Source organism: Zoogloea sp. (assembly GCF_041911615.1).
GTDB lineage: Bacteria > Pseudomonadota > Gammaproteobacteria > Burkholderiales > Rhodocyclaceae > Zoogloea.
The window spans coordinates 18,640-32,414 of the sequence record NZ_JAYROR010000144.1 but is presented as its reverse complement, the minus strand read 5'-3'; the positions used below and the strand labels follow the sequence as shown (position 1 = coordinate 32,414).

The 13,775-nt window shown below is 70.6% G+C and carries 14 protein-coding genes; 11 read left to right on the top strand and 3 right to left on the bottom strand.

Annotated features, from left to right (window positions below; all coding sequences use genetic code 11):
• Window positions 1-158: 158 nt before the first annotated feature.
• Window positions 159-1,067 carry a recombination-associated protein RdgC gene (locus ACE3P2_RS19380; RefSeq protein ID WP_374267542.1) on the bottom strand — a complete coding sequence of 303 codons (909 nt, stop codon included), beginning with the start codon at window positions 1,065-1,067 and terminating at the stop codon, window positions 159-161.
• A 164-nt stretch (window positions 1,068-1,231) separates the two neighbouring features.
• Between ACE3P2_RS19380 and ACE3P2_RS19375 the strand changes: the two genes are divergently transcribed.
• From ACE3P2_RS19375 to ACE3P2_RS19360, 4 genes are read left to right on the top strand one after another with little or no spacing between them, the layout of a single operon-like run.
• The gene (locus ACE3P2_RS19375) at window positions 1,232-2,281 is read left to right on the top strand and encodes a hypothetical protein (RefSeq protein ID WP_374267540.1); all 1,050 of its coding nucleotides are present in this window, start codon (window positions 1,232-1,234) and stop codon (window positions 2,279-2,281) included.
• Between the two features lie 40 nt (window positions 2,282-2,321).
• Window positions 2,322-2,714 carry a hypothetical protein gene (locus ACE3P2_RS19370; protein ID WP_374267538.1) on the top strand — a complete coding sequence of 131 codons (393 nt, stop codon included), beginning with the start codon at window positions 2,322-2,324 and terminating at the stop codon, window positions 2,712-2,714.
• A gap of 35 nt (window positions 2,715-2,749) precedes the next feature.
• On the top strand, window positions 2,750-3,076 hold the full coding sequence (locus ACE3P2_RS19365; protein WP_374267536.1) for a transcriptional regulator: 327 nt from the start codon (window positions 2,750-2,752) through the stop codon (window positions 3,074-3,076).
• Window positions 3,077-3,079: 3 nt separating this feature from the next.
• Window positions 3,080-3,481, top strand: coding sequence for a hypothetical protein (locus ACE3P2_RS19360; protein WP_374267534.1), 402 nt, complete (start codon window positions 3,080-3,082; stop codon window positions 3,479-3,481).
• Here ACE3P2_RS19360 and bluB read toward each other — a convergent pair.
• Window positions 3,470-4,147, bottom strand: a complete 678-nt coding sequence (bluB, locus tag ACE3P2_RS19355) for a 5,6-dimethylbenzimidazole synthase (protein ID WP_374267532.1) — start codon at window positions 4,145-4,147, stop codon at window positions 3,470-3,472. The two genes, ACE3P2_RS19360 and bluB, sit on opposite strands and share 12 nt — an antisense overlap.
• A gap of 215 nt (window positions 4,148-4,362) precedes the next feature.
• Here bluB and ACE3P2_RS19350 point away from each other — a divergent pair, with 215 nt between their 5' ends.
• The 7 genes from ACE3P2_RS19350 to ACE3P2_RS19320 all read left to right on the top strand — a co-directional run bounded on the left by ACE3P2_RS19350 (window position 4,363) and on the right by ACE3P2_RS19320 (window position 10,316).
• Complete coding sequence (locus ACE3P2_RS19350; RefSeq protein ID WP_374267530.1) at window positions 4,363-5,331, top strand: D-2-hydroxyacid dehydrogenase; 969 nt, start codon at window positions 4,363-4,365, stop codon at window positions 5,329-5,331.
• Between the two features lie 21 nt (window positions 5,332-5,352).
• Entirely contained in the window at window positions 5,353-5,955 is a 603-nt protein-coding gene (locus ACE3P2_RS19345; RefSeq protein ID WP_374267528.1) for a class I SAM-dependent methyltransferase, read from the top strand.
• A 37-nt stretch (window positions 5,956-5,992) separates the two neighbouring features.
• A complete protein-coding gene (locus tag ACE3P2_RS19340; protein ID WP_374267526.1) occupies window positions 5,993-6,676 on the top strand; it encodes an SDR family oxidoreductase in 684 nt (227 codons plus the stop codon).
• A gap of 85 nt (window positions 6,677-6,761) precedes the next feature.
• Window positions 6,762-8,180, top strand: a complete 1,419-nt coding sequence (locus tag ACE3P2_RS19335) for a DHA2 family efflux MFS transporter permease subunit (RefSeq protein ID WP_374267524.1) — start codon at window positions 6,762-6,764, stop codon at window positions 8,178-8,180.
• A 509-nt stretch (window positions 8,181-8,689) separates the two neighbouring features.
• Complete coding sequence (locus ACE3P2_RS19330) at window positions 8,690-9,088, top strand: hypothetical protein (RefSeq protein WP_374267522.1); 399 nt, start codon at window positions 8,690-8,692, stop codon at window positions 9,086-9,088.
• A gap of 143 nt (window positions 9,089-9,231) precedes the next feature.
• The gene (locus tag ACE3P2_RS19325; RefSeq protein WP_374267520.1) at window positions 9,232-9,558 is read left to right on the top strand and encodes a hypothetical protein; all 327 of its coding nucleotides are present in this window, start codon (window positions 9,232-9,234) and stop codon (window positions 9,556-9,558) included.
• 128 nt (window positions 9,559-9,686) lie between these two features.
• Entirely contained in the window at window positions 9,687-10,316 is a 630-nt protein-coding gene (locus ACE3P2_RS19320; RefSeq protein WP_374267518.1) for a hypothetical protein, read from the top strand.
• Window positions 10,317-10,362: 46 nt separating this feature from the next.
• Here the strand turns inward: ACE3P2_RS19320 and ACE3P2_RS19315 are convergent, their stop codons facing one another.
• The gene (locus ACE3P2_RS19315) at window positions 10,363-13,737 is read right to left on the bottom strand and encodes an SNF2-related protein (RefSeq protein WP_374267516.1); all 3,375 of its coding nucleotides are present in this window, start codon (window positions 13,735-13,737) and stop codon (window positions 10,363-10,365) included.
• Window positions 13,738-13,775 lie beyond the last annotated feature (38 nt).

Below are 13,775 nucleotides of genomic sequence, written 5' to 3'. Positions count from 1 at the left end.
CCGAAATGGGTTTTCAACAAAAACAATAATTTGTCAAAAATCCGCCACGCCGTCGGCACGACCACCGGAAGGGTGCCGACGCGTGACATCCGGCACGCAGTGTAAAAAAATCCGACGTGCCGCCGCCCTCCAGGACGGCGGCACCGCCCGCGCGTCGATCAGATCACCGCGGCCTTGTCCTCGCCGCCGAGCACCGCCAGCAGCGCCGGGATCAGGCGCGACAGCTCGCCGCTCATCAGCGCGAAGTCGGCCTCCATCTGCATGTCGGCGGCGTCGGCCTGCTTCTCCGCTTCTTCCTTGATGACGTCGAGGAAGGCGACGCGCTTGATCTCCATCTTCTCGGTCAGCACGAAGCTGATCCGGTCGTCGAAGGTCAGCGCCAGACGGGTCGGCAGCTTGCCGGCGGCCAGGTGATCCTGCACGTCCTTGCCGTCCAGCGCGTGGCGCACGTAGCGCACGGCGGCCTTCTCGTCGGTGACCGCGCGCAGCTCGCAGTCCAGGTCGATCGTGAAGTTGCCACTGGCCTCGTTGGCCGCCAGCCAGCCGGTCATCACCGACACCGGCGACAGCAGGGTCTTGACCATCTTCACCGGCAGTTCGTCGAGGGTGTCGCGCAGGGCCTCGAGGACTTCCTCGGCGCGGGCCGGGCTCGACGCGTCGATGACCAGCCAGCCGCCCACCGGGTCGATCCACGCGAACACGCGGCGACGACGGGTGAAGGCGCGCGGCAGCAGCTCCTGCAGCACCGCTTCCTTGATTTCCTTCATCTGCTTGCGGCCGGGCTTGTAGCCCTGCTGGGCCTCGATCGCCTCGGCCTTGTCGGCGGCCACCTCATTGACGACCGACGAGGGCAGCAGCTTCTGTTCCACTGCCAGCGAGATCAGGAAATGGCCCTTCACCGCCAGCACGAAACGGTCGTCCTTGGTGGGCGAGCTCCAGCCGCGGCTCGCCATGTCCTGGCTGCCGCAGGGCTGGAAGGGGCGCGCGGAGAGCTTGTCCTGCAGCGTGTCGGCGGTGAGCGCCCAGTTTTCGGGGAGACGGTAGATCTGGAGATTGCGGAACCACATGGCGGGGTACATCCGTGCTGATGGAAAAGAGGCGGCATTGTAGCGGTGTCGTGGCGGCGCGCACGAGGGGACGGCGGCCCGTGCGGCAACGGCGCAGTTGACACTCTGAATTTCAGAGCCATAAACTCTGAATAACAGAGTTAATCCTCACGAAATAAACCGCCATGGCCGACCCGATCTCCCGCCAGCTCGACAGCATCCAGTCCATGCTCATCCGCGGCCAGCGCAACCTGCGCATGGAGCGTCACAGCCTGGTGCTGTGGGGCCTCGCCGGCGGCGGGCTGTTCGCCCTGAGCGACCTGATCCTCACCGCCGAACAGATCCCCGATTCGACCCGACGCGCCATCGCCTGGCTGCTGCTCATCGGCGCGATCCTCGGCGGCACCGGCTACGCCGACTGGCAGCTCACCCGCCGCGTCAAGGCCGCCCGGGACGAAACCTGGTCCTTCATCCACCGCCAGGTGCTCAAGCTGCAATGGCTGCTGATGGGCATCGGCGCCTTATTCACTTTCGGCACCTTCTTCTTCGGCGGCGCTTACATGCTGTGCACCGTCTGGCTGGTGATGATCGGCCTGTCGCTCTACGTGCACGGCCTGTTCTCCGAGGAAGTGCTGGAATGGGCCGGCGGCATCATCATCGCCATCGGCGTTGCCGGGCTCGCCGCGCAATTACCCTTCGAGACGATGAAGTGGATCGCCGCGGCGGTGTTCGGCCTCGGCCTGCCACTGCTCTCGCTGCTCCTCGACCACGGCCGCCAGCGCAGCTTCGCCCTGCGGCTCGGGCAGGCCGCCGGGTGGACCGCCGTCGTGCTGGCCGCGCCCCTCGGCGCCCACCGGATCGCCGCCGCGCAGGTGCCGCCGCCGATGCCGACGGTTGCCCTGGCGGATTTCCAGGCCGGTCGCGGCAGCGCCGGCGCAGCCATCGTGCGCCTGCCGGCAGGCACGCCGGTACCGGTGCGGGTCGAGGTGTCCGGCGACCTGTTCCGTCCCGATCCCACCACGGTGCTGCCCCTGATCCTCGACCAGCCGGTCGAGCTGCTGCTCCACGACGGCGTGCCCACCGGCGACCTGCGCCTGCCCGACGGCAGCTGGCGGCTCGCCCGCGAGACCCGCTGGATCTCGATCCCCTGGCTGCGCGCCCACCTCGACCCGGCGCGCGGCCCGTGGGTGGAATCGGCGCTGGTGGTCAATCTGACCGGCCGTCCACGCCCCTGAACCCCCGCAACCGGCTTTCCCCTCACCCAGGAGTCCCACCATGATCGCCCGTACCCTCTGCCTCCTCGGCGCCTGCGCCCTCACCGCCTGCGCCGGCCTCCCGCCGTCCGGCGAAGACATGGCCCGCCTGCCGGTCGTGCGCTTCGGCGACACCCCGCCGGCCGACCAGCCCTTCATCCTGCTCTACCCGGCCGGCGCGCCGCTGCCGGTCGAAACGCGCATCCACGGCAGCCTGCTGCAGGACGAAGCACGCGGCCTGCTCACCGTGCGCACGGTGCGCGACCTGTACACTTACAAGCACTGGGCCAGCTTCGACGGCAAGACCTGGCAACCCAGCCAGGCGCTGGTGGGCGGCCAATTCGAGATCCGCGTACCGGGCGAGCGCGACGGTCGCAACCCGGGCGCCCTGCGCGCAGAATTCAACCTCAAGTAAGCCAACCGACGCCCGCCCCCGCGGCGGGCCGCCCCATGGACATTCTCGACCCGCTCCTCCACCAGCCCCTGCGCACCCAGCTCGCCGCCTTCCTGGCCGGCGCCGGCGAGGCGAGCTTTTCCGAGCTCAAGCGCAACCTGCAGGTTTCCGACGGCAACCTCGACTCCCACCTCAAGAAACTGATCGCCGCCGACTACGTGGGCCTGCGCCGCCACGACGGCCCCGGCCGCGCCCAGACCTGCTACAGCCTCACCCCCACCGGCCTCGACGCCCTCAACCGCTACGTGCAGGCCCTGCACCGGCTGCTGCCCCTCGACGCGGGCGCGTCGGCAGCCCCCGCCGACGGCGTGCTGGCGCGCTGACCCATGTCCCGGGCCGCCATCCTGCTGCGCATCGCCGGGCTGCCGCTGGTCGTCCTGGCGGGTTTCGTGCTTTACGGGCAGGCGGTGATCGCGGCGGGCTGGCTGATGCCCCTGCCCGCCCGTGGCGACCTCGTCCTCCCGGTGCTGATCAGCCAGGGCTTCCTCGCCGCGACGTTCAACGCCGCCGTGGTCTGCATACCGCTGGCCCGGCTTTATGGCCGCGCGGCGCTGGCCGTGGCAACACTGATCGCCCTGCCGGTGCTGGCGGTCTCGCTGCATGGCGCCGGCGGCGGCCGATCGCTCGCCACGTGGCTCCATGCGTGGGAACTGTTCAGTTACGTGGCCCTGACCCTCGGCGCCACCTGGCTCGCCCAACGGCGCCGGGCGGGCCGTTCAGCCTGCTGAGGCGGCGTCCGCCTCGGCCTGCCAGGCATTCTCGAAGAGCACCGCCTCCAGCGGCTTGCGCGTCGCCCATTCGTGGATCTCGAGCATCGGCTTGGGGTAGAACACCTCCACGTGGCCGATGCACAGCACCGCCACCGGCCGCGCCCCCGCCGGCATCGCCAGCAGCGCGGCGAGCTTGTCCGGATCGAAGATCGACACCCAGCCCAGCCCGATGCCCTCGGCCCGCGCCGCCAGCCACATGTTCTGGATCGCGCAGGCCACCGACGCGAGGTCCATCTCGGGCAGCGTGCGGCGGCCGAACACATGCTTCTCGCGCCCGTCCGCCAGGGCCACGACGATCACTTCCGCGGCCTCCAGCAAGCCCTCCACCTTGAGGCGCATGAAATCCTCCTCGCGCTCGCCCAGGGCCCGGGCGGTGGCGCGGCGCTCCTCCTCCACCAACCCATGCATTCGCTCGCGCAGGGCCCGGTCGGTGATGCGCACGAAACGCCACGGCTGCATGTAGCCCACGCTGGGCGCCAGGTGGGCGGCCCACAGCAGGCGTTCGAGCAGTTGCGGCGCCACCGGGTCGGGCAGGAAATGGCGCATGTCGCGCCGCTCGGCAATGGCCCGATAGACGGCGGCGACATCGGCATCCGGGTAGCGGTGGGGGTTGGAGTCGGCCATGGGGGAGGATCGCAACGGACGGAGGACGCAGTTTACCCCTCGTCGGGCCGCTCCCGCGCAACCGCCACCGCGAGCGCCCTCGACGGACATCCCGCGCGCCGCCCCGTCCGCGCCGCCGCCCCGGAAACCCGCCCGACCGGCCCCGCAGCGCACATGCATGTGCCGCTACGGGGGCGACGGCCGACGGGTTTAAGCTAACGGTCCCGTCATCGCCCTTGCCCGTCACCGCCATGCACCGCATCGTCTCCATCGAAGCCGGCGCCCTCCGCGCCCGGCTTCGCCGACCCGCTTTCGACCATGCCTGGGTCGAGTTCGACGCCACCGCCCAGGAGCAGGTGGCCGAACGCCTCGCCGACGCCACCATCGCGGTGGTCAACAAGCGCCTGCTCGGCGCCGACGTGATCGCCGCCCTGCCCCGCCTGCAAATGGTCGCCATCGCCGCCACCGGCTACAACAACGTCGATCTCGACGCCTGCCGGGCGCGCGGTATCGTCGTCTCCAACGTGCGCGGCTATGCCCGCGAGACGGTGCCCGAGCACGTCTTCGCGCTGCTCCTGGCGCTGGCACGACAGATCGCGCCCTTCCACCGCTCGGTGGCGGACGGGCGCTGGCAGCAAAGCGAACAGTTCTGCTATTTCGACTACCCGATCCGCGACCTCGCCGGGCAGACCCTCGGCATTCTCGGCGGCGGCACCCTGGGGCAGGGCGTCGCGCGCATCGCCGCGGCGTTCGGGATGCGGGTGATCCTCGGCGAGCACAAGGGCGCCGCCCACTGCCGCGACGGCTACGTACCCTTCGATACCCTGATCCGCGAGGCCGACGCGATCAGCCTGCACTGCCCGCTCAACGACGCCACCCGCCACCTCATCGGCGCGGCCGAGCTGGCGGCGATGAAACCCGGCGCCCTGCTCATCAACACCGCCCGCGGCGGGCTGGTGGACGAACAGGCCCTGGCCGACGCCCTGCGCGCCCGGCGCATCGGCGGCGCCGGCTTCGACGTGCTCACCGTCGAGCCGCCGGTGGACAACCCGCTCCTCGCCCCCGACCTGCTCGAGGCCGGCAACTTCATTCTCACCCCCCATGTGGCCTGGTCGAGCCGCGAGGCCATGCAGACCCTCGCCGACCAGCTCATCGACAACATCGAGGCTTTCGCCCGCGGCGAAGCCGTCAATCGCGTGGCCTGAGCCCGCACCGGAGACCCCACCATGACCCACGACCCCTTCGCCCACAAGGCCGACAGCTTCGACACCAACCCCGTCCGCGTGGACAACGTGGCGAGCATCGCCGACGCCATCCGCGCCGCGATCCCCCTCGACCCGACGATGCACCTGGTCGATTTCGGCTCGGGCACCGGCCTGCTGCTCGAACGCATCGCGCCCTACGTCGGGCGCATCACCGCGGTGGACGTCTCGCCGTCGATGAACGCCCAGCTCGAGGCCAAGTTCGGCCAGCTCGCCTGCCCGGTCGAACTGCACGCCATCGACCTCGTCGCCACCGATCTGCCGGGCCGCTACGACGGGGTGATCTCGTCGATGACGATGCACCACATCGCCGACGTGGCCGCCCTGTTCGGCAAGTTCCGGGCGATGCTCAAGCCCGGAGGCTTCATCGCCATCGCCGACCTGGACGCCGAGGACGGCAGCTTCCATAGTGAAGACACCGGCGTCTTCCACAACGGCTTCGAACGCGAGGCCATCGCCGCCCTGGCCGCCGCGGCGGGCTTTGCCGACGTGGCGGTGCGTGCCGCCAGCGTGGTGCGCAAGCCCCAGCGCGACTACCCGGTATTCCTGCTCACCGCGCGGGCCTGACGGACCGGCCCGCCCCCTGCCCGGAGGTGTCCCGACCATGAATCCCCTCGATCTCAGCGGCCAGCGCGTACTGGTCACCCAGGCCCAGGATTTCATGGGCCCCGCCCTGTGCCGCACCCTCGCCGAGCTGGGTGCAACGGTGGTGGCCGACACCACCGAGCTCAGCGCGCCCGGTGCGGCCGAAGCCCTCGTCGAACGTGCCGGCGCGCTCGACGCTGTGGTCGTCAACCTCGCCCTGCCGGCCCCCGCCACCGCCGCCGAGGCGGTGAGCGACGACGAATGGCGGCAGGTCTTCGACGTGCTGGTGCATCCCATGCAGCGCCTCGTCCGCGCGGTGCTGCCGCAGATGCAGGCACGCCGTGCCGGCCGCATCGTGCTGATGGGCAGCGCCGCGGCCCTCAAGGGCATGGCACGCCGCTCCAGCTACGCGGCGGCGCGGGGCGCCCAGCTCGCCTACATCCAGGCCCTCGGGGTGGAGGTGGCGCCCCAGGGCATCCGCGTCAATGCCGTCGCGCAGAACTTCGTCGACAACCCCACCTACTTTCCACCCGAGGTGCAGGCCAACCCGGCCTTCCGGGCGCGTCTCAAGTGGCAGGTGCCGCTGGGCCGGCTGGTGAGCGCCGAGGAAGACACCCGCTTCGTCGCCTACCTGCTGAGCGGTGCGGCGGACTGCTTCGTGGGGCAGGTGTTCCCGATCTGCGGCGGCTGGGTGACCCGCTAGGGCGCCCGTCCGCCTCGCCGCGGGGCGGAACTTCCGCCGCCGCCGGCGCTCCATCGGCCACCCCCTGCCGATCCCGCCTCCGTCCATGCCCTTCCTGCCCCGCGCCCGCCCGTTCGACCTGCTGCGGGCACGCCACGGCGCGCGCTACAACTGGATCGTGCTGTTCATCGTCGGCCTCGGCACCGTCGCCGGAGTGTTGTGCACCTCCAGCTTCAACGTCGCCGTGCCGGCACTCACCCGCCACTTCGGGCTCGGGCAGGACCAGGTGCAATGGACGATGACCGGCTTCATGGCCGCCATGACCGTGGCGATGCTGCCCACCGCCTGGCTGATCGACCGCTTCGGGCTGCGCACGGTGTTCCTCCTCGCCCTGGCGGTGCTCACCGCCGCCAGCGTGGCGGGCTTCTTTGCCCCCGGCTTCACCCTGGTGGTGGCCGCCCGCGTCCTGCAGGGCATGGCGGCGGGCGTGCTGCAACCCCTCGGGGTGCTCGCGCTGATGCGCCTGTTTCCCGCCGAGACGCGCGGCCGCGCCGCCGGCATCCTCACCGTCAGCATCGCCTTCACCCCGGCGGTGGCGCCGGCCCTGGCCGGCCTGCTGCTCGACCGTTTCGGCTGGCAGGCGATCTTCCTGCTCGGGGTGCCCTTCGGCATCGTGGCCAGCGCGGCGGCCCTGTGGCTGCTGCCGGCACCTCGCCAGATCGTGCGCCGGCGTTTCGACTGGGCCGGCCTGGGCTGGCTCACCGTCGCCACCCTGGCCCTCATCGAAGGCGTGGCGAGCCTGCACCACAGCGGCCTGCGCTCGCCGTGGACGTGGGGCCAGGCCGTGCTGGCCCTCGTCGCCACCGCGCTGTTCGTGCGCCACGCGGCGCGCACCGCCGAACCGCTGATCCACCTCGGCCTGTTTGGCGAACGCACCTTCGCGATGGGCACCCTGGTGTCGTTCTCGTACGGCTTCGGGCTGTATGCCTCCACCTACCTGGTGCCGGTGTTCCTGCAGAACGCCCTGTCCTTCGGTGCCGGCAGCGCCGGCATGGCGCTGATGCCCGCCGGCATCGCCCTGATCCTCACCCTGCCGGTGGCGGGACGCCTGGCCGACCGCTTTGCGCCCAAATGGGTCACCCTGGCCGGTCTCGCGGCCTTCGGCCTGTCCTTCGTGCTGTTCGGGCTCGAAGCCGGGCACATCGGCTACACCGGGATCATCGTCGCCACCGTGGTGGGGCGCATCGGCCTGGGCCTGATCCTGCCGGCCCTCAACCTGGCCACCCTGCACCACCTCGAACCCCATCAGCTCGGGCAATCGTCGGTGGTCATCAGCTATGCCCGCCAGCTCGGCGGGGTGATGGGCGTCGCCATCGTGGCGGTGTTCGTCGAATGGCGCGAGCGCATCCACGGCAGCACGCCGCCGGGCATCTTCGACGCCTATGCGCAGAGCTTCCTGCTCCTGGCCGGGGTGTTCGCCCTCGCCATCGTCGCCGCGGCCCGGATGCGCAGCGCGCGGGCCTGATGCCCGGCCGCGCCGCCCCCCGCGCGCGCCATCGACGCATCGGCGTCTCCCTTCCAAGGCATCGCCCGCCACCGCCGCGTCCCCGCTGGGCCGTGGCCCCGGTCTCGGGGCGCGAAACCGTCTTTCAGCGCGTGAATCGAGGTTTCCCGGCACCGAAACGTCGTTTCGCCGGCTGAAAGTACGTTTCCACTGCCCGCAACGGTGTTTCTGGCCCCGCAACACGGTTTCAGGCGATGAAACTGCGTTTCGCGGCCCGGGGATTGCGTTTCAGCGGCCGAAACCGTGTTTCTCCCCGCTCGGTGCGCCCCGCCCGCCACACCGGTCATCGCGTCTGCGTTGCGGCCAGTGTCAGGCGGATGCCGGCAAGGCCGTCCGGCGCGGCCTCATCCACCCGCGCCCACAGCAAAGACATATGGATATAAAATTGTTATTTGCATAATCATGGACAGCGGCATAACATCGCCTGACTGAACATCCATTCAGCCCAATCAAAGTCCCAGGAGCCCACCATGTCCAACATCAAGCCCGACACCCGGGTCACCGCCCAGGAAGCCGACGCCGACATCGACGCCTACCTCGCCCTCAAGGCGATTCCCGGCTACACGCCCCACAACCCCGCCCACAGCGTCGAGGCCGCCACCGCCGCCTACAACGAACTGCTGGCCGCCGAGGAAGACGTGCTGCTGGCCGAGAACGCCCTCGCCGCCGCCCGCGACGCGGTGATGGACGGCCGCCGCGCCCTGCGCAACGTCATCATCGGCGCCAAGAACGAAGTTCGCGTCATCTACGGCCTCAGCTCCAACGAACTGGCCTCGCTGGGCATCAAGAAAAAGTCCGACTACGCCCGTCACAGCAGCCCCGCCCGCAAGAGCGAGGCCGACACCGGCACCACGCCCACGGCCGGCTGACTCCGTTCCGGCCCGTGGCCCCCACTCCTTGGCGACGGGTCGGTCTTGTTTGCGGCGGCCACAGTGCCGCCGTCTTTTTTCAACTTCCCGGCACCGCACGAACCCCCGCGGGCACCCCGTAACCGCTACCGGACGCAGGCCCCATGTCCCGATCCAAGCCCATAAAACGGCTCACCGCCAAGCAACTACAAGAGGACGTCGACTTCTATCACGCGCTCGCGGCGATGCCCCCCGACCAACGCGCCCGGCTCGCACCCGACTTCGACGCCATCACCGAGGCCCACGAAGCCGTGCTGGCCGCCGAGGTGGCGGAGCGCGCTGCCCTCGAAGCCCTCACCGCCGCCCGGGAAGCGGTGCACGCGGCGCATCTTGCCGTATGCGAGGCGCGAATCGCCGATCTCTGCGGCGAGCCCCCCGTCACCGCCGCCGACGACACTGCCGACGACGACGGATCGCCGCCCGTACACTGAGCGCGCGCCGGCCCCGACACGTCCCCGGGCCGCTCCCCATTCCCCTTACAATGCGCCGCTCAGGCAGCGCCCGCCCGCGGCGCCGCATTCGCATGGCAGCGGGCCGCACGGCCCCGGAAGAGAGACCGATGACGCCCCTGCAACACGGTTGGAAGGCCGGAACCCGGGCCGCCGGCCTCGCCCTGCTGCTCGCCGCGGCCCCGGCGACGGCCGACGACCCCGCCGCCGGCAAGGCCAAGCTCGGCATCGAGTACGAACTCGAGAACGGCGCCCGCAACGCCTGGCACAGCCGTAGCGTGACGCTGGTGCCCGGGCTCCGGCTCGACAACCGCTGGATTCACATGGTGGAAGTGCAGTTCGAGGGCGCCCACGAACACGAGAACGACACCGGCGAGCGCAGCATCGAACGCAAGCTCGGGCTGCGCCTGCGCCACGATCTCGCGCTCACCGACCAGACCCGCGTCGTCCTGCGCGGCCTCGTCGGCCACGCCTGGCAAGGCGACGAGAAGTACGTTTATTACTACCTGGAACCCAGCTACCGCCATGCCATCGGCCCGGTCGAACTGATGCTCGGCTACCGCTATCACCGCGCCATCGACGCCGGCAAGGATCACGACCTGCACAAGCTGCGCCTGGGGCCGAGCTTCGAACTGTCGGACCACAGCGAGATCGAGCTGCGCTGGGCACGCAGCTGGAACATGCACACCGGGGCGCACGTGAGCGACGCCTACATCGTGGAAGGCACGTGGCGGTTTTGACGAGGGCCTGAGCCCGGCGCGCCGGCCGGGCGCCGGTGGCGCCGAATCAGCGCTTTGCCGGCCGGCCGCGCCGCTTCACGTCGGCCGCGCCCTTCTCGGGCAGCGGCGCGAGTAGCGCCTTGATGTCGTCCTCGCCGAATTTCACCGTGCCTTCGTGATCCTCGGCGAGGATGCCGGCGGCGAGTTCGGCCTTTTTCTCCTGCAGCGCGAGGATCTTCTCTTCGATGGAGCCCGCCACCACCAGCTTGTAGACGAACACCGCCTTGGTCTGGCCGAGACGGTGGGCGCGGTCGGTGGCCTGGTTTTCGACGGCCGGGTTCCACCACGGGTCGTAGTGGATCACCGTGTCGGCGGCGGTGAGGTTGAGGCCGACGCCGCCGGCCTTGAGGCTGATGAGGAAGACCGGCACCGGGCCGTCCTGGAACTGCCGCACCGGCGTCTCGCGGTCCGCGGTGTCGCCGGTGAGCGTCACGTAGGGAATCCTGCGCGCATCGAGCTCGGCGGCGATGAGCCCGAGCATGGTGGTGAACTGCGAGAACAGCAGCAGCTTGCGGCCTTCCTCGACGAGACCGGGGAGCATGTCCATCAGCAGGTCGAGCTTGGCGCGCTCCTTCACCTTGGCGGCCGCTTCGGTGGGGATCAGGCGCGGATCGCAGCACACCTGGCGCAGCTTGAGCAGCGCGTCGAGGATGACGATCTGGCTGCGGGCGTAGCCGCGGGCGGCGATCTCGTCGCGGATGCGCGCGTCCATGGTGGCGCGCACGGTCTCGTACAGGTCGCGCTGGCGGCCTTCGAGTTCGACGCTGCGCACGACGATGGTTTTGGGCGGCAGTTCCGTCGCGACTTCGTCCTTGCGGCGGCGCAGGATGAAGGGGGCGATGCGCCGGGCGAGGATGTCGCGGCGCACCGTGTCACCGCGCTTCTCGATAGGCGCCCGCCAGCGGGCGGCAAAATCCTTGGCGTCGCCGAGAAAACCCGGCAGCAGGAAATCGAACTGGCTCCACAGCTCGCCGAGGTGGTTTTCGAGCGGCGTGCCGGTGAGGCACAGGCGGTGCTCGGCCCGCAGGGTGCGCACCACCTGGGCGGCTTGGCTGGCGGCGTTCTTGACCGTCTGGGCTTCGTCGAGGATCAGCGCGTGGTAGGCGTGGGCGGCGAGCGATTCGCGGTCGCGCCACAGGAGCGGGTAGGTGGTGAGGCAGACGTCGTGCTCGGGAATGCGCTCGAAGTTGCCGGCCCGGCCGGCACCGCGCAGGTTGAGCACGCGAAGCGCCGGGGCGAAGCGTTCGGCCTCGCGCTGCCAGTTGAAGACCAGCGAGGTGGGCAGCACCACCAAAGCGGGCTTGTCGAGACGGCCGGCGTGCTTCTCGGTAAGCAGGTGGGCGAGGGTCTGGGCGGTCTTGCCGAGACCCATGTCGTCGGCGAGGATGCCGCCGAAGCCGTGGGCGCGCAGGTGCTGCAGCCAGGCCAGGCCTTCGAGCTGGTAGGGGCGCAGTTCGAGGGCGAAGCCGGCGGGCGCCGCCACGGGCGCGATGCGACCGGCGCCGCGGATGCGTTCGATCCAGCCGTCGAGACGCGCCTTGGCGTCGCCCTGCCAGTGCTCGCCGAGGGCTTCGGCGAGGCTCTGGGCCAGGCGCGGCGCGTCGAAGCGCGACACCTTGAGGGTTGCCGAGGGCAAATCGAAGAGGTCGACGAGGGTGCGGGCAATGGGCTTGATGCGCCCGGCGGGCAGGGCGACGCGGTCGCCTTCGTCGAGCTGCACGATGACCCGGGCCTCGTCGGGAATGGCTTCGAGCTGTTTGCGGTCGAGCCAGCGCGCGTCCTTGCGGAAGACGGCGTGGAGCATCGGCGCGAGGTCGACCCGGCGGCCCTCGACCTCGATGCCGAGCGAGACCTCGAACCAGCCGCTGCCTTCGCCCTCGTCGGTGTCGGCATCGGCGATGTCCACGTGCCAGTCGGTGGCGACGAGCAGGCGATGGCGGAAATCCTTCGGGCAGTCGATCTGCCAGCCCGCCTCGCGCAGCGGCGCCACGACGACGGTGAAGAAGTGCGTCCAGTGGGCTTCGCTCTCGAGGCCGAAGATGCCTTCCGGGCGCGGCCCGGCGGTGACCAGCCAGGCGGGCTTGACGGGCTGGAAACCGACGCCGAGAAAACTGCGCCAGGCGGCCTCCTCGGCGGCCAGATCGCGCTGGACGCGGACCGTGCGGCCGTCGGGCAGGGTTGCCACGTCGATCGTCGAGCCGGGCTCGAAGCGCGCCTCGCCGTAGGCGAAGACGGGGATCGCCACGTCGTATTCGCTGCCGGCGAAATCGACCGGGTAGCCGCGGTGCTTGCGCCAGCTCCAGCAGCGCAGGGTCTGCAGGCCGAGCAGCGGGCGCAGCGGGGCATCGAGGCGCGGCAACGCGGCGCTGGCGGCATCCTGGGGCGCCGGCAGGTCGGGCGCGACCTGGGCCAGGGCGGCGGCCACCACCGGCAGTTCGACCGGCGACAGGGGCGGCAGTGCGAGCACCTCGGCAATCGCCGCGCCGGCCTCGATGGCCACCCGCCCGGCCTCGCCGCGCTGGTCGTCCAGGTACATCGGCGGATCGGTGCGGATGACCAGCCGGGCGGCGGGCTCGACCACCAGCCGGGCCTTGAGGCCGCCATCCAGCGGCGCCCATTCGAGGCGGCCCGGACGCGGCGCGGCGGCGCGCAGCGGCGACAGCCGGCCGCTGTCGTCGAGGGTGAGACAGGTGCGCCCGGTGGCGAGCGCGGCCTCGAGCAGCGCGCAGCCCTCCGGGCCACGCAGCACCGGACGACCGTAACCGCCGCCGCGCCGGCTCGTCTCGCGCAGTTGGCGGAACACCTGCATGTCCTCGTCGCGCACGAAGGACGGCGGCTTGAGCAGCGCCTGCTCGTAGTTGTACCAGTCGCCGATGGCGCCCACCGGCTCGCCCGCCGGGCCGAGGCGGGCCTTGAGCAGGCTGAACTCGGCATCGTCGCCGCTCTGCCAGGCGGAGCACAGGTAGAAGATGCCTTCCTTGGCGGGCATCGCGCGGCGCGGCGCGGTGGCCTTGTCGATGCGCTCGCGCAGCGTGCGCGCCCAAGCCATGATCTCGGCACGGGGCTTGTCCACCACCACGCCGGGACGGCGCGCGGCGAGGATCACCGCGGCGGCGTGCTTGCAGCGATTGCCCACCGGGCAGGTGCAGCGGGTGGTGAGTTCGATGCTGGTCTTGCCGAAGAACTCGCGCCGCTCGACCTTGACCGACACCCGGTAGGGCACGGTTTCGGTGCCCTGCACGAGCGCCTGGAGCTGGTTGCCGGCGGTCTCGAGTTGGCGCACCCGTCCGACATAGCCGCGGGCCCGGGTCAGCGCATTGGCCGAGAACAGCTCGCCGAGCAGCGTATCGTCGATCTGGGCGAGGAGGCGATTGAGTTCCAAGGCGGCGCGGGCGGGACGAAAGCGCCGATTCTAGGCGC

Coding starts and splice junctions, on each gene's coding strand:
- ACE3P2_RS19345 (WP_374267528.1), top strand. CDS start 5,353: ATGACCCACGACCCCTTCGCCCACAAGGCCGACAGCTTCGACACCAAC.
- ACE3P2_RS19375 (WP_374267540.1), top strand. CDS start 1,232: ATGGCCGACCCGATCTCCCGCCAGCTCGACAGCATCCAGTCCATGCTC.
- ACE3P2_RS19340 (WP_374267526.1), top strand. CDS start 5,993: ATGAATCCCCTCGATCTCAGCGGCCAGCGCGTACTGGTCACCCAGGCC.
- ACE3P2_RS19320 (WP_374267518.1), top strand. CDS start 9,687: ATGACGCCCCTGCAACACGGTTGGAAGGCCGGAACCCGGGCCGCCGGC.
- ACE3P2_RS19325 (WP_374267520.1), top strand. CDS start 9,232: ATGTCCCGATCCAAGCCCATAAAACGGCTCACCGCCAAGCAACTACAA.
- ACE3P2_RS19335 (WP_374267524.1), top strand. CDS start 6,762: ATGCCCTTCCTGCCCCGCGCCCGCCCGTTCGACCTGCTGCGGGCACGC.
- ACE3P2_RS19370 (WP_374267538.1), top strand. CDS start 2,322: ATGATCGCCCGTACCCTCTGCCTCCTCGGCGCCTGCGCCCTCACCGCC.
- ACE3P2_RS19365 (WP_374267536.1), top strand. CDS start 2,750: ATGGACATTCTCGACCCGCTCCTCCACCAGCCCCTGCGCACCCAGCTC.
- bluB (WP_374267532.1), bottom strand. CDS start 4,147: ATGGCCGACTCCAACCCCCACCGCTACCCGGATGCCGATGTCGCCGCC.
- ACE3P2_RS19380 (WP_374267542.1), bottom strand. CDS start 1,067: ATGTGGTTCCGCAATCTCCAGATCTACCGTCTCCCCGAAAACTGGGCG.
- ACE3P2_RS19330 (WP_374267522.1), top strand. CDS start 8,690: ATGTCCAACATCAAGCCCGACACCCGGGTCACCGCCCAGGAAGCCGAC.
- ACE3P2_RS19360 (WP_374267534.1), top strand. CDS start 3,080: ATGTCCCGGGCCGCCATCCTGCTGCGCATCGCCGGGCTGCCGCTGGTC.